Origin of the sequence: Modestobacter sp. SSW1-42, from assembly GCF_046635825.1 — a bacterium.
GTDB lineage: Bacteria > Actinomycetota > Actinomycetes > Mycobacteriales > Geodermatophilaceae > Modestobacter.
The window spans coordinates 105,432-123,513 of sequence record NZ_JBISCA010000002.1 but is presented as its reverse complement, the minus strand read 5'-3'; the positions used below and the strand labels follow the sequence as shown (position 1 = coordinate 123,513).

The window sequence follows — 18,082 nt, the reverse complement described above, 5'->3', positions numbered from 1 at the left end:
ACCCGTCTGCTCGTAGCGATCCACTAGCGCGCCGGTCCTCCCGACCGACGCGCCACCCCTCCGTGCCAGCGGCACGAGGGGTTTTTTGTTGGCCGGGCACCGCCTGGCCCCAGCGACAGGCGTCCGCGCCAGCACCCCACCCGCGCCCAGGGAGATCGTCCAGATGAGCACCACCGCCAGCACCGGCCGCACCTCCACCGTCACCTCGCCCGCGCCCGCGCCCGCGCCCGCGCCCGGCTCCGGGCCCGCCCCCGCCACGCCGACGACGCCCACGGACGCCGCCGCGCAGGCCACCCTCGGCGTCGAGACCGTCGCCCGGACCATGGCCGAGGCCGCCGCCGAGCCGGCCGCGGGCATCACCGGCGCGCAGAGCCTGGTGCGCTCGCTCGAGGCGGTCGGCGTCGACGTCGTCTTCGGCATCCCGGGCGGGGCGATCCTCCCGCTGTACGACCCGCTCTTCGACTCCGCGGTGCGCCACGTGCTGGTCCGCCACGAGCAGGGCGCCGGGCACGCCGCCACCGGGTACGCCCAGGCCACCGGCCGGGTCGGCGTCTGCATGGCCACCTCCGGGCCCGGGGCCACCAACCTGGTGACCCCGCTGGCCGACGCCTACATGGACTCCGTCCCCGTCGTCGCGATCACCGGTCAGGTGTCCAGCACGCTGATCGGCACCGACGGGTTCCAGGAGGCCGACATCCGCGGCATCACCATGCCGATCACCAAGCACAGCTTCCTGGTCACCAGCGCCGACGAGATCCCGCAGCGGATCGCCGAGGCCTTCCACCTGGCCAGCACCGGCCGGCCCGGCCCCGTGCTGGTCGACGTCCCCAAGGACGTCCTGCAGGCGACCACCGACTTCAGCTGGCCGCCGCGGATCGACCTGCCCGGCTACAAGCCCACGACCCGCCCGCACGGCAAGCAGGTCCGCGAGGCCGCCGCGCTGATCGCCGGCGCGCGCCAGCCGGTGCTCTACGTCGGCGGTGGCGTGCTCAAGGCCCACGCCACCGAGGAGCTGGCCGAGCTGGCCGAGCTGACCGGGGCGCCGGTGGTCACCACGCTGATGGCCCGCGGCGCGTTCCCCGACAGCCACCCGCAGAACCTGGGCATGCCCGGGATGCACGGCACGGTCGCGGCCGTCACCGCGCTGCAGAAGGCCGACCTGCTCATCACCCTCGGCGCCCGCTTCGACGACCGGGTGACCGGCGAGCTGTCCAGCTTCGCGCCCGACGCCGCCGTCATCCACGCCGACATCGACCCGGCCGAGATCGGCAAGAACCGCCGGGCCGACGTCCCGATCGTGGGCGACGCCAAGGCCACGATCGCCGAGCTGGTCACCGCCGTGCGCGCCGAGCACGAGGCCGGGCGCACCCCGCAGCTCACCGAGTGGTGGGCGCAGCTGGAGGACTGGCGCACCCGCTACCCGCTGGGCTACGACCGGCCCGAGGACGGGATGCTGTCGCCGCAGTACGTCATCGAGCGGCTGGGCGCGATCGCCGGCCCGGACACGATCTACACCTCCGGCGTGGGCCAGCACCAGATGTGGGCCGCGCAGTTCATCCGGTACGAGAAGCCGGGCACCTGGCTCAACAGCGGGGGCCTGGGCACCATGGGCTACTCGGTGCCGGCCGCCATGGGCGCCAAGACCGGCTGCCCGGACACCACGGTGTGGGCCATCGACGGCGACGGCTGCTTCCAGATGACCAACCAGGAGCTGGCCACCTGTGCGATCGAGGGCATCCCGATCAAGGTCGCCGTCATCAACAACGGCAACCTCGGCATGGTGCGGCAGTGGCAGACCCTGTTCTACGAGGGCCGCTACTCCAACACCCACCTGTCCACCCACGGCGCCAAGGACCCGGCAGCCCGGCAGGTCCGCATCCCCGACTTCGTCACCCTGGCCGAGGCGCTGGGCTGCGTGGGGCTGCGCTGCGAGACCGAGGACGACGTCGACGCGGTGATCGAGAAGGCCATGGCGATCAACGACCGGCCGGTGGTCATCGACTTCATCGTCGGGTCCGACGCCCAGGTGTGGCCGATGGTGGCCGCCGGGGCGAGCAACGACGCGATCATGGCCGCCCGGGGCCTGCGCCCCGACTTCGGCGACAACCAGGTGTAGCGGAAGGACCCCCTTCCCCCACCACTCGCTCCGCTCGCGGCGGGCCCCTGAAGGGGGCCGACCCCACTGAAAGGAACCGCTCGATGCCACGGCACACGTTGTCCGTCCTGGTCGAGAACAAGTCCGGTGTGCTGGCCCGGGTGTCGGCGCTGTTCAGCCGGCGCGGGTTCAACATCGAGTCCCTCGCCGTCGGCCCGACCGAGAACCCCGACCTGTCGCGGATGACGATCGTCGCCGAGGCGGAGTCCGCGCCGCTGGAGCAGATCACCAAGCAGCTGAACAAGCTGATCGAGGTGATCAAGATCGTCGAGCTGGACGCCGGCGCCTCGGTCGAGCGCGAGCTGCTGCTGGTCAAGGTGCGCGCACCGCTGGCCGACCGCACCACCGTGCTGCAGACCGCGGAGCTCTTCCGGGCCCGGGTGGTCGACGTCAACACCGACACCGTCACCATCGAGGCGACCGGCACGCCGGAGAAGCTGCGCGCACTGCTCGCGGTGCTCGCGCCGCTGGGCATCAAGGAGATGGCCCAGTCCGGCACGGTCGCCCTCGGCCGCGGCCCGCGGTCGATGAGCGGCTCGGGCAGCCTGCGCCCGGTCGACCAGCGCTCCGCCTGAACCCCCACCCCCTGATCCGGGGCCAAAGTCGCGATTTTGGCCCTCCACTGAATGAAGGAGTGCATCACCGCATGGCCGCCGAGATCTTCTACGACGCCGACGCCGACCTCTCGATCATCCAGGGGCGCACCGTCGCCGTCCTGGGCTACGGCAGCCAGGGCCACGCCCACGCGCTGTCGCTGCGCGACTCCGGCGTCGACGTCCGCGTCGGCCTGCCCGAGGGGTCCAAGAGCCGGGCCAAGGCCGAGGCCGAGGGCCTGCGCGTCGTCACGCCGGCCGAGGCCGCCGCCGAGGCCGACCTGATCATGATCCTGGCGCCGGACCACGTGCAGCGCTCGCTGTACGCCGAGTCCGTCGAGCCCAACCTGCAGGACGGCGACGCGCTGTTCTTCGGCCACGGCTTCAACATCCGCTTCGGGTACATCAAGGCCCCCGCCGGCGTCGACGTCGCCATGGTCGCCCCGAAGGGCCCCGGCCACCTCGTGCGCCGCGAGTTCAGCGACGGCAAGGGCGTGCCCTGCCTGATCGCCGTCGAGCAGGACGCCTCCGGCTCCGCCCAGGCCCTGGCGCTGTCCTACGCCAAGGCCATCGGCGGCACCCGGGCCGGCGTCATCAAGACGACGTTCGCCGAGGAGACCGAGACCGACCTCTTCGGTGAGCAGGCCGTGCTCTGCGGTGGCATGTCGGCCCTGGTCACCGCCGGCTTCGAGACCCTCACCGAGGCCGGCTACCAGCCCGAGATCGCCTACTTCGAGTGCCTGCACGAGCTCAAGCTGATCGTCGACCTCATGTACGAGGGTGGCATCGCCAAGCAGCGCTGGTCGGTCTCCGACACCGCCGAGTACGGCGACTACACCTCCGGCCCGAAGGTCGTCGACGCCCGGGTCAAGGAGTCGATGAAGGACGTCCTCACCGCCATCCAGGACGGCTCCTGGGCCGCGGCCTTCATCGCCGACCAGGACGCCGGCGCGCCGGACTTCAAGGCCAAGCGGGCCGCCGCCGAGGCGCACCCGATCGAGGCCACCGGCCGCGAGCTGCGCGGGCTGATGAGCTGGGTCTCCGCCAGCGACGACTACACCGGCACCGCCGCGCGCTGATCGAGGACCCTGCTCCCCTCACCCCCCGCAGGCCCGGGGCGAGCCTCGGAGCAGGGCCTGACGACGGCCCCCGCAGCGACGCGCTGCGGGGGCCGTCGTGCGTTCAGCGCGGGGTGAGGGCCCGGCGCCGGCGGTGTGCGGTGAAGTAGGCGGCGGACGGCCGGAGCAGCAGCAGCACGGGCACCGCCACGGCGCCCAGGAAGACCAGCAGGAAGAAGACGACCCCGGCCGCGCCGCCGCCCTCGGGCTCGGTCGCCGCGGCGACGCCACCGAGGACCAGGAAGAGCCCGGTGACGGCGACCGCGATCCACCCGCCGACCATGAGCAGCACCCGGCTGCGCCCGCGCAGCGCCAGGAAGCTGCCCCAGACCATCACCACCGCCCAGGCCAGCGCCACCACGGCGAAGCCCACCAGGACCGCCTGGAACGAGGTCACCTCGGACGAGCCGAGCGTCCCCTCCAGCGAGGGGTCGGCGTCCTCGACGGCCTCGAGGAAGTCGTCGGCGAAGGCCCCGCCGAGGACGAACAGCAGCGCGGTCAACAACCCGAGGACGCCGTACAGCAGGCCGAGCACCGCCGCGGTCACCACCGTCCCCGGGCGGCCCGGCGCGGCGGGCTGTCCGTAGGGGCCGTACGGCGCGGGCTGCCCGTAGGGCCCGTAGGGCGCTCCGTACTGCGGGGGTTGCCCGTACTGCGGGACCTGTTGCCCGTAGTGCGGGACCTGCTGCTCGTACGGTGCCCCGTACTGCGGGGGCTGGCCGTACTGCGGGGGTTCGCCGTACTGCGGTGGCGGACCCCACGGAGACGGGTCCTGCTGCGGCCGGCCCCAGGACGCCCCGGCCGCCGTCGCCCCTGCCGCCGTCGCGCCGGTGTGCCCGCCGTCGGTGCCGCCGTCCGTGCCGGGCCGGTCCGCGGAGGGCCGGTCCGCCGGGTGCTGACCGCCCGCCGTGCCGGAGGGGTCCGGCTGCGGCCGGTCCTGGGCGTCGTCCCGGTCGTTGCTCATGGTCTCCTCCGCACGGGGCCGGTGGTCCCGGCGCTGCGCCGTCAGCTTGACCGTGCGCCCAGGGGCGGGCAAGCACAGCGGACGGCGGTTCCCCCGGGCGGACGAGCGCCGACCGTCCATCCAGTGGGAAGCGCGGGCACCGACGCCCCGGTCACGGTGCCGCCTCCCTACGCTGTGGACCCGTGACAGCCACTTCACCGGGGTCCGCGCCCGTCGTCCTGATCGCCGAAGAGCTCGCCCCCAGCGTGCTGGAGGTGCTCGGCGACGACGTCGAGATCCGCCACGTCGACGGCGCAGACCGGGCGGCCCTGCTGCCCGCGCTCGCCGAGGCCTCCGCGGTGCTCATCCGGTCGGCCACCCAGATCGACGCCGAGGCGCTGGCCGCCGCGCCCGACCTGAAGGTCGTCGCCCGCGCCGGCATCGGCCTGGACAACGTCGACGTGCCCGCCGCCACCGAGCGCGGCGTGCTGGTGGTCAACGCCCCCACGTCGAACATCGTCAGCGCCGCCGAGCACGCGATCGCGCTGCTGCTGGCCGCCGCCCGGCACATCCCCGCCGCCGACGCCTCCCTGCGCGAGGGGAAGTGGGCGCGGTCGAGGTTCACCGGTGTCGAGGTCACCGAGAAGACCGTCGGCGTCGTGGGCCTGGGGCGCATCGGCGTCCTGGTCGCCCAGCGGCTGGCCGCCTTCGGCGTCACCCTGATCGCCTACGACCCCTACATCCAGGCCGGGCGCGCCGCCCAGCTCGGCGTCCGGCTGGTCTCGCTGGAGGAGCTGCTGCGCGAGGCGGACTTCATCACCGTCCACCTGCCCAAGACCCCCGAGACGCTGGGCCTCATCGGGGCCGAGCAGCTCGCCGCCACCAAGCGCGGCGTGATCATCGTCAACGCCGCCCGCGGCGGGCTGGTCGACGAGGCTGCCCTGGCCGAGGCGCTGCAGTCCGGGCAGGTGGGCGCCGCGGGCATCGACGTCTACGCCAAGGAGCCGTGCACCGACTCACCGCTGTTCGGGCTGCCCAACGTCGTGGTCACCCCGCACCTGGGCGCCTCCACGACCGAGGCGCAGGACAAGGCCGGCACCGCGGTGGCCCGCAGCGTCCGGCTGGCCCTGCAGGGCGAGTTCGTCCCCGACGCGGTCAACGTCCAGGCCGGCGGGGTCGTCGCCGAGGACGTCCGGCCCGGCCTGCCGCTGGCCGAGAAGCTCGGCCGGGTCTTCACCGCCGTCGCCGGCGGGCTGGCCCAGTCGGTGCACGTCGAGGTGCAGGGCAAGATCGCCGAGTTCGACGTCTCGGTCGTCCAGCTCGCCGTGCTGCGGGGCGTGTTCGCCGACGTCGTCGAGGAGCCGGTCACCTACGTCAACGCGCCGCTGCTCGCCGAGCAGCGCGGCCTCGACGTCACTCTGGGCAGCAGCACCGAGAGCCCGCACTACCGCAACCTGATCAGCGTGCGCGGCGCGATGGCCAACGGCGCCGAGGTGACCGTCTCGGGCACGCTCTACGGCAAGAACCAGGTGCCCAAGCTGACCGAGGTCGGCGGCTTCGAGATCGACCTGACCGCCGACGGCTACCTGCTCTTCTTCGTCTATGCCGACCGGCCCGGCGTGGTCGGCGCGGTCGGTGCGGCGCTGGGGGAGGCCGGTGTCAACATCGCCGGCGCCCAGGTCAGCCGGACGACGCAGGGCGGCGAGGCGCTGATGGCGGTCACCGTCGACAGCCCGGTCAGCGGGGAGCTGCTCGACCAGATCGGTGCCCGCATCGGCGCCCGGCAGGCCCAGGCCGCCGACCTCAGCCCGCTCTGACCCCAGCGCACGGTCGGCATGCCGGCACCTGCAGCTCCCGAGGCCGCGTCGTCCACCCGGACGGCGCGGCCTCGTCGTGTCGTTGCCGCTGGTCACCTGATCGCCACTGCCCGTCCACCGGCCAGGTGATTGAGAGTCGTTGCAACGTGTCAACTGCCGGGACGGACTGCTCCGTTCAGCGCGACCACGCGGGGGGCCTGGCCGCTGCGACCGTCGCAGGACACAGTCCCGGCACAGTCCTGGCAGATGCCGCGCACGGACAGCGCCCACTGGGCCGTTCGGCCTATTGGCCGTTAGCCATGGCAACGACAACTGTGTGTGTGGGCCGCCTCACCCGTCCGGGTGGACGCGGCCGGTCGTCCGAGGTTCTCGTTGACAGGGGTGCACGTGGGTCCGAGAAGTACTCATTCGAACCGGGCGGGGCGTCGGCACGCGCTCGCCCGGACGGGGGTCGTCGCCATCGCGGCCGCCCTCGCCACCACCGGCGGGCTGGGCAGCGCACTGGCCGCCCCCGCAGCTCCGGTGGCCGACAAGGCGCAGGCCACGCTCAGCCCGGCCCAGCTCGCCGAGCTCAAGGCCCAGCTCGCCGCCCAGCAGGGGTCCGGCCGCCCGGCCGGTCTGCCCGAGAGCGGCCCGACGTCGTTCTTCCTGAGGATCGACACGCCGTCCACCTCGCAGGTCTACTCCGAGACGCTGGCAGAGAGCGGCCAGGCGCAGGCAGCCGACGCCGCCCGGGCCGCGCAGCCCGGCGTCGAGGCCGCCACCGGGGAGGTCGTGGCCGGGCTGCCCGGCGTCGTCGCCGGCGCCGAGGTCCTCTACACCGCCTCCACCGTGGTCTCCGGTGTGGCGGTCGCCGCCGACGCCGCCGACTACGAGGCCTTGCGCACCCTGCCCGGCGTGACCGCCGTCCTGCCGATCACGCCCAAGGTGGCCAGCAACACCGCCGCCGCCACCGTCACCCGGACCGTCGAGGCCTGGCGGGAGCTGGGCAACACCGGCGAGGGCGTGTCGATCGGCATCATCGACACCGGCATCGACTACACCCACGCCGACTTCGGTGGCAGCGGCGACGTCGCGCAGTTCGACGCCCTCCAGGCCGCCGAGGCCGCGCCAGCGCCCGCCGGCGTGTTCCCCAACGCCAAGGTCGTCGGCGGTCGCGACTTCGCCGGCGACAGCTACAACGCCGACCCGACCAGCCCCGACTACCAGCCGGTCGCCACGCCCGACGACAACCCGCTGGACTGCAACGGGCACGGCAGCCACGTCGCCGGCACCGCGGCCGGGTACGGGGTCACCGCGGACGGCGCCACCTACACCGGCCCGTACGACGCCTCCCTCGACCTGTCGAGCATGAAGATCGGCCCCGGCATGGCGCCGGAGGCCTCGCTGTACGCCCTGAAGGTCTTCGGGTGCGAGGGCTCCACCGACGTCACCGGCCAGGCCATCGAGTGGGCCATGGACCCCAACGGCGACGGCTCGATCGACGACCACCTCGACGTCGTCAACCTGTCCCTGGGCTCGACCTACGGCCTGCCCGACGACGCCGACGCCACGCTCGCCAACGAGGCGATGGCCCACGGCATGCTCGTGGTCATGTCGGCCGGCAACTCCGGCGACAACTACGACATCGGCGGCTCGCCGGGCAACGCCCCGCGCGGCATCGGCGTCGCGGCCTCCAACGACGGCTTCGGCGTCTTCGACGGCTGGCAGGTCGTCTCCGGCGGTGGACCCGAGGGGCTGCGCCCGGGCCTGCGCTCGGGCGCCTACAGCGACCGTGACGAGGCCGGCAACGTCAAGCCCGACATCACCGGCCCGGTCGCGCTGCCTGAGGCCGGCGACGACCCGTCGGCCTGCACCCCGTGGAGTGGTGACTACACCGGCGAGATCGTGCTCGTCCAGGCCGCCGGCTTCGCCTGTGGCTCGGTGGCCAAGGGCTCCAACGCCCGCGACCACGGCGCGATCGGCTTCATGATCGTCGGCGACGACGACCTGCTGGAGACCGGGATCACCGGCGTGCCGCAGATCCCGGGCATCCTGACCACCGCCACGGACGGCGCGGCCCTGGCCACCGCCGTCGCGGCCGGCCCGGTCACCGTCACCTTCGGCCCGAGCCTCAAGGACGCCGCCGTCCTCGACGACCCGGCCCAGGTCGACCTGCTCGCGTCGTTCTCCTCCCGGTCCAGCCGCGGGGCGGGCGACCTCAAGCCGGACGTCTCCGCGCCCGGCGTGACCCTGTACTCGGCGGCGGTCGGCACCGGCAACGGTGGCGCCAGCCTGTCCGGGACGTCGATGGCCGCCCCGACCACCGCCGGTGTCACCGCGCTCATCCGCGCGGCCCACCCGGAGTGGACCACCGAGGAGGTCAAGGCCGACCTGATGAACACCGCCGGCCACGACGTCCACACCGCCGACGGCACGGTCTACGGGCCGAACCGCCAGGGCGCCGGTCGCATCGACGCCAAGGCCGCCCTGGACAACCAGGTGCTCGCCTACGCCAGCGCCGGCACCGGGGTCGTCTCGGCGTCCTTCGGCGTCGTCGAGACCACCGACCCCAAGGTCGTGCAGAACCGGCAGATCACCGTCTCGAACAAGAGCGGCACGACGGTCAGCTACAAGCTCGCCTACGAGGCGCTGGCGGAGCAGCCCGGGGTCACCTACCGGGTCGAGCCGTCGGTGGTCACCGTCGCCCCGAACACCAAGACGGTGGTCAACGTGACGATGACCGTGAACCGCGACCAGCTGCGCAAGGTGGCCGACCCCACGGTCGACGTCGACAGCGAGCTGAACGTCGGCCGCCAGTTCCTGGGTGAAGCCAGCGGCCGCGTCGTCCTGACGCCCCGGGCCGGGGATGCGCCGAGCCTGCGGGTCCCGGTGCACTCCAACGCCAAGCCCTCGTCCAACCTCACCGCCCAGGACCGTCAGCCGGGGAAGACCATCGCCCTGGTGGGTCGTGGCGTGAGCAACGGCCCGGCGTACGCGCCGGACTCCTACACCTCCCTGGGTGCGGTCTTCGAGCAGCTGGGCACCAGCCCGGAGATGGCGCAGTGCACCACGGAGGCGCGCCTGGACTGCTACAAGTCCGAGCAGGAGCGCGCGGTCGACCTGGCCGCGGTGGGCGTGGCCTCCGACGTGGCGGCCTCCCCGGAGGACCCGTACCTGTACTTCGGGATCTCCGCGCACGGGACGTTCGCCTCGGCCCAGACGGCCGTGAACTACGGCGTCTACCTGGACGCGACGAACGACGGGGCCTGGGACTACCAGGTCACCACGACCCGGATCACGGACTACGACGTGCCGCTGGTGATCGTGCAGGACCGTGAGGGCGGCCTCCTGCCCAGCGACGCGGCCCCGTACGTCGGCTTCATGAACGTCGCCGACGGCACGATCGACACCAACGCGTTCGACACCGACGTGCAGGTCCTGCCCGTCCCGGTCTCGGCCATGCCGCTGGTCACCCCGGCGGCCAGCCGGCTCACCTTCGGCGTCCAGTCGGCCAGCGCCTACGGCACGGTCGACGACCTGGGGACGACGATCAGCCCCGAGGGCACCTCGGAGCTGGCCGCGCAGCGGATGAGCTTCGACCCGCTGCACCCGGGCCTGTCGTTCACGGTCGGCGGCGCCCCGGCGGTGCTCTTCCCGGCGCAGAACGGGACCAAGGTCGCCGTGACGCAGGACCCGGCCGCCTACGCGGCCGACGTCACCGTCGGCGGGGCGGCCAAGGGCGCGATGGTGGTCGTGCTGCACAACGACAGCCAGCGCGGGCGGACCCAGTTCGTCCCGGTGGCCCAGCAGCGGGTCCCCAGCCCGTGACCGAGCGCCGGTGACCACCGGCACCACCCGGTCGCGCTGAGCCCGGCGCACCACCGCACCACCCGGACGCCCTCCGCAGCACCACGCGGGGGGCGTCCGGCGTGTGCGGGTGCACGCTCCGGTACCCGCGCCCACTAACCTCTGGCCTCATGCGCCTGGCAGTGGTCCCTGGAGACGGCATCGGTCCCGAGGTGGTGGCCGAGGGCCTCAAGGTCCTGGGCGCGGTCGCCCCGGACGTGGAGGCAACCCCCTACGACCTGGGGGCGGCGCGGTGGCAGCGCACCGGTGAGCTGCTGCCGGACTCGGTGCTCGAGGAGCTCCGCGGCCACGACGCGATCCTGCTCGGCGCCGTGGGCGACCCCTCGGTCCCCGCCGGCATCCTCGAGCGCGGTCTGCTGCTCAAGCTCCGCTTCGAGCTCGACCACCACGTCAACCTGCGTCCCGCGCGGCTGTTCGACGGCGTGCGCAGCCCGCTGGCCGAGCCCGGCGCCATCGACATGCTCTGCATCCGCGAGGGCACCGAGGGCCCCTACGTCGGCAACGGCGGCGTCCTGCGTCGCGACACCCCGCACGAGGTGGCCACCGAGGTCAGCCTCAACACCGCCTTCGGCGTCGAGCGGGTCGTCCGCTACGCCTTCGAGCGCGCGCTGGCCCGCCCGCGCCGCCACCTGACGCTGATCCACAAGACCAACGTGCTCACCCACGCCGGGTCGCTGTGGTCGCGCACCGTGGAGGAGCTGTCCACGGAGTTCCCCGAGGTCACCGTGGCCTACCAGCACGTCGACGCCGCGGCGATGTTCTTCATCACCGACCCGGGCCGCTACGACGTCATCGTCACCGACAACCTCTTCGGCGACATCGTCACCGACGTGGCCGCCGCGGTCACCGGCGGCATCGGCCTGGCCGCCAGCGGCAACCTCGACGTCTCGGGCACCAACCCGAGCATGTTCGAGCCCGTGCACGGCTCGGCCCCCGACATCGCCGGCACCGGCGTCGCCGACCCCACCGCCACCGTGCTGTCGGTCGGCCTGCTGCTGGACCACCTGGGCCGCCCGGAGCTGGCCAAGAAGGTCAACGCCGCCGTCGCCTTCGACCTGTCCACGCGCGACCCGAAGGCCCCGATCCGCACCACCGAGGTCGGCGACCGCCTCGCGGCGCTGGCCGGCTGATGCCGGACGGGGCGTCCCACAGCGTGGACGCCCCGTTCCGGATCCGCCGTCCGCGTGCTGTACTTGCCGTGATGCACAGCACCGGCTCGATCATCGTCTAGCGCGCAGTCAGCACCACCGACTGCGCGCCCACCTCCCGTGCCCCGGGAGGTTTTTTCATGTCCGGGCCCACACCGAAACCACCGGGAGACACCGTGGCCGAGCAGCCCGTCCCCACCGTCGACGTCACCGATTTCCACGTCTTCGACACCACCCTGCGTGACGGCGCGCAACGCGAGGGCGTGAGCTACTCCGTGGCCGACAAGCTCGCCGTCGCCCGGCTGCTCGACGAGATCGGCGTGGGGTTCATCGAGGGCGGCTGGCCCGGGGCGCTGCCCAAGGACACCGAGTTCTTCGCCCGCGCCCGCACCGAGCTCGACCTCCGGCACGCGCAGCTGGTCGCCTTCGGCGCCACCCGCAAGGCCGGGGTGGCCGTGGCCGACGACCCGCAGGTGCAGGCGCTGCTGGACGCCGGCACGCCGGTCGTCTGCCTGGTCGCCAAGTCCGACGTCCGGCACGTGCGCCAGGCGCTGCGCACCACGCCGGAGGAGAACCTGGCGATGGTCGCCGACACCGTCGCCCACCTGGTGGCGCACGGACGCCGGGTGTTCGTCGACTGCGAGCACTTCTTCGACGGCCACGCCGCCGACCCCGACTACGGCGTGCAGGTGCTGGAGACCGCCTTCGCCGCCGGCGCCGAGGTGGGCGTCATGTGCGACACCAACGGCGGCATGCTGCCGATGGGCCTGGGCCGGGTGGTCGCCGACGTGCGCGCCCGCACCAGCGGCAAGCTCGGCATCCACTGCCAGGACGACACCGGCTGTGCGGTGGCCAACACCCTGGCCGCCGTCGAGGCCGGCGTCACCCACGTGCAGGGCACCGCCAACGGCTACGGCGAGCGGGCCGGCAACGCCGACACCTTCGCGCTCATCGGCAACCTGGTGACCAAGATGGGGCTGCCGGTGGTGCCCGCCGCGTGCCTGCCCGAGCTCAAGCGCGTCAGCCACGCCATCGCCGAGCTGGCCAACATCGCCCCCGACGACCACCAGCCCTTCGTCGGCGCCTCGGCCTTCGCGCACAAGGCCGGGCTGCACGCCAGCGCGATCAAGGTCGACCCCGAGCTGTACAACCACCTGGACCCCGCGGTCGTCGGCAACGACATGCGCATCCTGGTCACCGAGATGGCCGGCCGGGCCTCGGTCGAGCTCAAGGGCCGCGAGCTCGGTGTGGACGTGACCGGGCAGGGCGACGCCATCGGCCGGGTGGTCGACCAGGTGAAGGTGCTCGAGGCCGAGGGCTGGTCCTTCGAGGCCGCCGACGCCAGCTTCGAGCTGCTGCTGCGCGCCGAGCTGCCCGGCGCCCCGGCGCCGCTGTTCCAGCTGGAGAGCTGGCGGGCGTCGGTGGAGCACGCCTCCACCGGGGCCGTGGTCAGCGAGGCCACGGTCAAGGTGCACCTGCCCAACCCCGACGGCACCACCGAGCGGGTCATCAGCACCGGTGAGGGCAACGGCCCGGTCAACGCCCTGGACAACGCGCTCCGCCAGGCGCTGGTCGGCCGGTACCCGCACCTGGCCGGGGTGTCGCTGGCCGACTACAAGGTGCGCATCCTCGGGTGGAAGGGCGGCACCAGTGCCACCACCCGGGTGCTGGTCGACAGCACCGACGGGGCGGGGGAGTGGACCACCGTCGGGGTGCACGACAACATCGTCGAGGCCTCCTGGCGTGCCCTGGTCGACGCGCTCACCTACGCGGTGCGCCACCGCTGAGCGGGGCGACCGTGCTGGCCAGCAGGCAGAACTCGTTGCCCTCGGGATCGGCCAGCACGTGCCAGGTCACCTGCTCGGTCAGCGGGCCCTGACCCACGTCGACCGGGGTGGCGCCCAGGGCCAGCAGCCGGTCGAGCTCCTCGGCCTGCGACCGGTCGGTGGCGTTGAGGTCCAGGTGCAGCCGGCGCCTGCCCGGCGTCGGGTCGGGCACCGGGACGAAGTCCAGCACGGGGTGGGCCCCCTTGGGCTCCTGCCCGGGCGGGCCGATGGTCACGACGCCGTCCTCGGTGCCGAGGACGGCGTGCCCGAGGACCTCGGCCCACCAGGCGGCGAGCGCGGGCGGGTCCGTGCAGTTGACGGCGATCGCGGTGATCCGGCTGGCCATGCCGCACGGTAGCCGGATCGGGGACCGCGACTAACCTCTGGACGTGCGCATCGTCCGCTTCGCCCACCCAGCCGGCATGTCCTTCGGGGTCCTCGACGGGGACGGCCAGGTCGCCCAGATCGAGGGCCACCCGTTCGGCCAGATCTCCTTCACCGGGCAGCGGTTCGCCGCCGCCGACGTCCGGCTGCTCTCCCCGATCCTCCCCAGCAAGGTCGTCTGCGTGGGCAAGAACTACGCCGACCACGTGGCGGAGATGAACACCGGCGAGGCGCCGAAGGAGCCGCTGATCTTCCTCAAGCCCTCCACGTCGGTGGTCGGCCCCGGGGACGCGATCCGCATCCCGGCCGGCAGCACCAACGTCCACCACGAGGTCGAGCTGGCCGTGGTGATCGGTGCCCGCGGCGCCCGCCAGGTCACCCCGGAGCAGGCCGCCGCCAGCGTCTTCGGCTACACGATCGGCAACGACGTCACCGAGCGCGACATGCAGCGCTCCGACGGGCAGTGGACCCGGGCCAAGGGCTTCGACTCGTTCTGCCCGCTGGGCCCCTGGATCGAGACCGACCTGCCCGGCGTGGGCAAGGACCCCGCCGACCTGGCGGTCACCTGCACCGTCGACGGCGAGCTGCGCCAGTCCGGGCGCACCAGCCAGCTGCTGTTCTCGATCCCGACCATCATCAGCCACATCTCCCAGGTCATGACCCTGCTGCCCGGCGACGTGGTGCTCACCGGCACCCCGGCCGGTGTCGGCCCCATCCGGCCCGGCCAGCGCGTCGAGTGCTCGATCGAGGGCCTGGGCACCCTGACCAGCACCGTCGCCGGCGCCGACCCGACCTCCACGGCGGGCACCCGATGACCGCCCCCGCCACCGTGCGCACCCGGTTCTGCCCGTCACCCACCGGCATGGTGCACGTGGGCCTGCTCCGGACGGCGCTGTTCAACTGGGCGCACGCCCGGCACCACGGCGGCCAGCTGGTCTTCCGGATCGAGGACACCGACGCCTCCCGGGACTCCGAGGAGTCCTACCGGCACCTGCTGGACAGCCTGAGCTGGCTGGGCATCGACTGGGACGAGGGCCCTGAGGTCGGCGGACCGCACGGCCCCTACCGCCAGTCCGAGCGGCACGACGTCTACCGGGACGTCGCGGCGAGGCTGCTGGAGTCCGGGCACGCCTACGAGTCCTTCTCCACCAACGAGGAGGTCGACGCCCGCCGCCGGGCCGCCGGCCAGGACCCCAAGCTCGGCTACGACAACGCCGACCGGTACCTCACCGACGCGCAGAAGGCCGCCTTCCGGGACGAGGGCCGCTCGCCGGTGCTGCGGCTGCGCATGCCCGACACCGACCTGGGCTGGACCGACTTGGTCCGCGGCGAGGTCAGCTTCGCTGCCGGCTCCGTGCCCGACTTCGTGCTGGTGCGCGGCAACGGCGCCCCGCTGTACCCGTTCGTCAACCCGGTCGACGACGCCCTGATGGGCATCACCGACGTCCTGCGCGGTGAGGACCTGCTGCCCTCCACCCCCCGCCAGCTCGCCCTCTACGCGGCGCTCACCGACATCGGTGTCGCCAGCGGGACGCCGACCTTCGGGCACCTGCCCTACGTCATGGGCGAGGGCAACAAGAAGCTGTCCAAGCGCGACCCGCAGGCCAACTTCGACGTCTACCCCGAGCGCGGGTTCCTGCCCGAGGGGCTGACCAACTACCTGGCGCTGCTGGGCTGGTCGATCGCCGAGGACCGGGACGTGTTCTCCACCGCCGAGCTGGTCGAGGCCTTCGACGTCACCCGGGTCAGCGCCAACCCCGCCCGGTTCGACGTCAAGAAGGCCGAGGCGATCAACGCCACGCACCTGCGGGCGCTGCCGGCCGAGGAGTTCCTCACCCGGGTCACCCCCTTCCTGACCGGCGCCGGGCTGGTCGCCGACCCGCCGACGGCCGAGCAGTCCCGCGTGCTCGCCGCGATCGCGCCGCTGGCCCAGGAGCGCATGATCGTGCTCTCCGACGCCGTGGGGCTGCTGGGCTTCCTCTTCACCGACGAGGTGCAGATCGAGCCCGCCGCGGCCGACAAGCAGCTGGGCGCCGGCGCCGGGGAGGTGCTCGACGCCGCCACCGCCGCCCTGCAGGCGCTGCCGGAGTGGACCACCCCGGCCATCGAGACCGCGCTCAAGGACGCCCTCGTCGAGGGGCTGGGGCGCAAGCCGCGGCAGGCCTTCGGACCGGTGCGCGTGGCGGTGAGCGGCCGGACGGTCTCCCCGCCGCTGTACGAGTCGATGGAGCTGCTCGGCCGGGACCGCACGCTCGCCCGGCTGGCGGCCGCCCGCACCGTCACGACCGGATGAGCACCGGCGGCTGGGGCGGGCCCCCACCGGAGCCCTACACCGGGCCGCCCCCGACCGGCCGGTACGGGGCGCCGCCCCAGGTGCCGCTCGGCCCCCCGCCGTGGCTGCAGCCCGGCCCGTACCCGTTCCCCGGGTACGGGCCCGGGCCGGTGCCCGCAGCGGGTCGCCCGCCACGGCCGGTGACCCCGCCGGGTGCGCCGCCGCACGCCGTCCGGCAGCCCTACGAGCTGCTCATGCGGTCCCGCGACTGGGCCTGGTGGCGGCCGCTGCTGGGGCTGCTGCTGTTCGCCGTCCTGTACGGGGTGGCGAGCTTCGCGATCCTCCTGGTCTCCCTGGTGACCGGGCTGGTGCCCGACCTGGCCCTGCTGCAGCTCACCGACCCCGGCGTCCTGCTGGTCACCAACCTCTCGCTGATCGTGGCGATCCCGATCGTCTGGCTGTGCTGGTACGTGCCGCACGGGATGCGGATCGGCTGGTCGTCCTCGGTGCTGGGCCGGCTGCGCTGGCGCCTGTTCGTGCCGTGGACCTGGCGGGCGCTGGCCACGCTCGGGGTGGCCGTGGTCCTGGGCCTGGTCATCGGCGTCGTCGCGACCGGCGTGGAGACCACGGGGCTCGCCGACTCCTTCGGCTGGCTGCTGCTGGTGGTGCTGCTCACCACGCCGCTGCAGGCCGCTGCCGAGGAGTACGTCTTCCGGGGGTACCTGGCGCAGGCCGTCGCCGGCTGGATCGGTCGGCCACGCGCCGGGGCGGTCGTCGCCGCGGTGGTCACGGCGGCGCTGTTCTCCGCCGCGCACCTGCCGCCGGACTTCGAGACGTTCCTCTACCGCTTCGCCATCGGCCTGGCCTTCTCGGCCGTCGTCTGGCTGACCGGTGGGCTCGAGGCGGCGATCGTCCTGCACGCGGTCAACAACGTGGTGATCTTCGTCCTGGCCGGGGCGCTGGGGGAGCAGGCCGCGGCCGCCGACCCCGGCGGTGCGATCGGCTGGCTGACCACGCTGCTCGGCATCACCGGCATGGCCGGCTTCGTGGCCTGGGTGGCGCTGGCCCGGGACCGGATGGCGCTGGAGCTGCGCAGCGACGCGCTGGAGCTGCCGCCGGTGCCCGCCGGCGCCGCACCGTGGGGCCAGCCGCCGTGGGCTCAGCCGCCGTGGGCCCAGCTCTTGTGGTCTCAACCGCAGTGGGGCCAACCCCAGTGGGGCCAACCGCAGTGGGGGCAGCCCCCGTGGGGGCAGTCGCAGTGGGGACCGCCGGCCGGACCGCCCCCGGCCTGGACCGGGCCGCAGGGCGGCTGGGCGACGCCGCCGGCAGGTCCCGGCGGCGGGTGGCCCGCGCCCGGCTGGGGGCCGCCCGGTGGTCCTCCGGCGGGGCCCGGTCCCCGTCCCGGCCCGACCCGGTGACACGCCTGCAGGGGGGTGGGTGCGACCCCCCTGCAGGGATCGGGTACAGTTCTCTCCCGGCGCCGAAAGGTGCTGAACGGCCTTGGGGTATGGGGTAATTGGCAGCCCGACGGTTTCTGGTTCCGTTAGTCTAGGTTCGAGTCCTGGTACCCCAGCGAGGAAGCACCACCTCCTCAGCACGACAGAGCGACAGCAGGACCGCACGAGAGCACCACCTGCACCATCCGGTAAGCTCAGCAGTACAGCGTCACCTTCTGGGGCCCCGTCGTCTAGCGGCCCAGGACGCCGCCCTCTCACGGCGGTAGCGAGGGTTCGAATCCCTTCGGGGCTACAACAGAGCAGAGCCCCCGACCCACCAGGGTCGGGGGCTCTCGTCGTCTCCGGGCGCCGGTCGGCCGCTGCGGCGCCGCTGAGCAGGGCCGCTGCGGCCCTGCTCAGCGGCCTCTTCCGCTCGGGCAGCCGCGGGAGCGCGGCGGTGCCATCATGAGCACCGCACCACCGGTGGTGACCTGTGTCACCACTGTCGGACGTCGTGGTCGAGCTCCGTGGCGATGATCAC

Annotated in this window: 12 protein-coding genes and 2 tRNA genes; 12 read left to right on the top strand and 2 right to left on the bottom strand. The window is 73.4% G+C overall.

Annotated features, from left to right (window positions below; genetic code table 11):
• Positions 1-163 precede the first annotated feature (163 nt).
• The 3 genes from ACGBYP_RS05885 (at position 164) to ilvC (ending at position 3,827) form a co-directional block, all read left to right on the top strand.
• Entirely contained in the window at positions 164-2,116 is a 1,953-nt protein-coding gene (locus tag ACGBYP_RS05885; RefSeq protein ID WP_411582341.1) for an acetolactate synthase large subunit, read from the top strand.
• 83 nt (positions 2,117-2,199) lie between these two features.
• Positions 2,200-2,730 carry an acetolactate synthase small subunit gene (ilvN, locus tag ACGBYP_RS05880; protein WP_411582340.1) on the top strand — a complete coding sequence of 177 codons (531 nt, stop codon included), beginning with the start codon at positions 2,200-2,202 and terminating at the stop codon, positions 2,728-2,730.
• Positions 2,731-2,801: 71 nt separating this feature from the next.
• On the top strand, positions 2,802-3,827 hold the full coding sequence (gene ilvC / locus ACGBYP_RS05875; RefSeq protein ID WP_411582339.1) for a ketol-acid reductoisomerase: 1,026 nt from the start codon (positions 2,802-2,804) through the stop codon (positions 3,825-3,827).
• Positions 3,828-3,930: 103 nt separating this feature from the next.
• Here the strand turns inward: ilvC and ACGBYP_RS05870 are convergent, their stop codons facing one another.
• Positions 3,931-4,830, bottom strand: a complete 900-nt coding sequence (locus tag ACGBYP_RS05870) for a hypothetical protein (protein ID WP_411582338.1) — start codon at positions 4,828-4,830, stop codon at positions 3,931-3,933.
• A gap of 182 nt (positions 4,831-5,012) precedes the next feature.
• Here ACGBYP_RS05870 and serA point away from each other — a divergent pair, with 182 nt between their 5' ends.
• From serA to cimA, 4 genes are all read left to right on the top strand, one after another.
• Positions 5,013-6,626 (top strand): phosphoglycerate dehydrogenase, encoded by a 1,614-nt coding sequence (gene serA / locus ACGBYP_RS05865; protein ID WP_411582337.1) that lies wholly within the window; start codon positions 5,013-5,015, stop codon positions 6,624-6,626.
• Between the two features lie 381 nt (positions 6,627-7,007).
• Positions 7,008-10,436 (top strand): S8 family serine peptidase, encoded by a 3,429-nt coding sequence (locus tag ACGBYP_RS05860; RefSeq protein ID WP_411582336.1) that lies wholly within the window; start codon positions 7,008-7,010, stop codon positions 10,434-10,436.
• Positions 10,437-10,585: 149 nt separating this feature from the next.
• Positions 10,586-11,605 carry a 3-isopropylmalate dehydrogenase gene (locus ACGBYP_RS05855; protein WP_411582335.1) on the top strand — a complete coding sequence of 340 codons (1,020 nt, stop codon included), beginning with the start codon at positions 10,586-10,588 and terminating at the stop codon, positions 11,603-11,605.
• A 194-nt stretch (positions 11,606-11,799) separates the two neighbouring features.
• Complete coding sequence (cimA, locus tag ACGBYP_RS05850) at positions 11,800-13,410, top strand: citramalate synthase (RefSeq protein ID WP_411582334.1); 1,611 nt, start codon at positions 11,800-11,802, stop codon at positions 13,408-13,410.
• Here cimA and ACGBYP_RS05845 read toward each other — a convergent pair.
• Positions 13,385-13,795, bottom strand: coding sequence for a VOC family protein (locus tag ACGBYP_RS05845; RefSeq protein WP_411582333.1), 411 nt, complete (start codon positions 13,793-13,795; stop codon positions 13,385-13,387). The two genes, cimA and ACGBYP_RS05845, sit on opposite strands and share 26 nt — an antisense overlap.
• Positions 13,796-13,838: 43 nt before the next feature.
• Between ACGBYP_RS05845 and ACGBYP_RS05840 the strand changes: the two genes are divergently transcribed.
• The 5 genes from ACGBYP_RS05840 (at position 13,839) to ACGBYP_RS05820 (ending at position 17,854) form a co-directional block, all read left to right on the top strand.
• Complete coding sequence (locus tag ACGBYP_RS05840; protein ID WP_411582332.1) at positions 13,839-14,648, top strand: fumarylacetoacetate hydrolase family protein; 810 nt, start codon at positions 13,839-13,841, stop codon at positions 14,646-14,648.
• Positions 14,645-16,126, top strand: coding sequence for a glutamate--tRNA ligase (gene gltX / locus ACGBYP_RS05835; RefSeq protein ID WP_411582331.1), 1,482 nt, complete (start codon positions 14,645-14,647; stop codon positions 16,124-16,126). Before ACGBYP_RS05840 ends, gltX begins: the two co-directional genes overlap by 4 nt.
• Positions 16,123-17,523 (top strand): type II CAAX prenyl endopeptidase Rce1 family protein, encoded by a 1,401-nt coding sequence (locus ACGBYP_RS05830; RefSeq protein ID WP_411582330.1) that lies wholly within the window; start codon positions 16,123-16,125, stop codon positions 17,521-17,523. The genes gltX and ACGBYP_RS05830 overlap by 4 nt, the downstream gene beginning before the upstream one ends.
• An 83-nt stretch (positions 17,524-17,606) precedes the next feature.
• Positions 17,607-17,678: transfer RNA gene (locus tag ACGBYP_RS05825), tRNA-Gln, on the top strand.
• 103 nt (positions 17,679-17,781) lie between these two features.
• Positions 17,782-17,854 (top strand) — tRNA-Glu (locus ACGBYP_RS05820).
• The last annotated feature ends 228 nt before the right edge of the window (positions 17,855-18,082 follow it).

Coding starts and splice junctions, on each gene's coding strand:
- ACGBYP_RS05885 (WP_411582341.1), top strand. CDS start 164: ATGAGCACCACCGCCAGCACCGGCCGCACCTCCACCGTCACCTCGCCC.
- ilvN (WP_411582340.1), top strand. CDS start 2,200: ATGCCACGGCACACGTTGTCCGTCCTGGTCGAGAACAAGTCCGGTGTG.
- ilvC (WP_411582339.1), top strand. CDS start 2,802: ATGGCCGCCGAGATCTTCTACGACGCCGACGCCGACCTCTCGATCATC.
- ACGBYP_RS05870 (WP_411582338.1), bottom strand. CDS start 4,830: ATGAGCAACGACCGGGACGACGCCCAGGACCGGCCGCAGCCGGACCCC.
- ACGBYP_RS05855 (WP_411582335.1), top strand. CDS start 10,586: ATGCGCCTGGCAGTGGTCCCTGGAGACGGCATCGGTCCCGAGGTGGTG.
- ACGBYP_RS05845 (WP_411582333.1), bottom strand. CDS start 13,795: ATGGCCAGCCGGATCACCGCGATCGCCGTCAACTGCACGGACCCGCCC.
- gltX (WP_411582331.1), top strand. CDS start 14,645: ATGACCGCCCCCGCCACCGTGCGCACCCGGTTCTGCCCGTCACCCACC.
- ACGBYP_RS05830 (WP_411582330.1), top strand. CDS start 16,123: ATGAGCACCGGCGGCTGGGGCGGGCCCCCACCGGAGCCCTACACCGGG.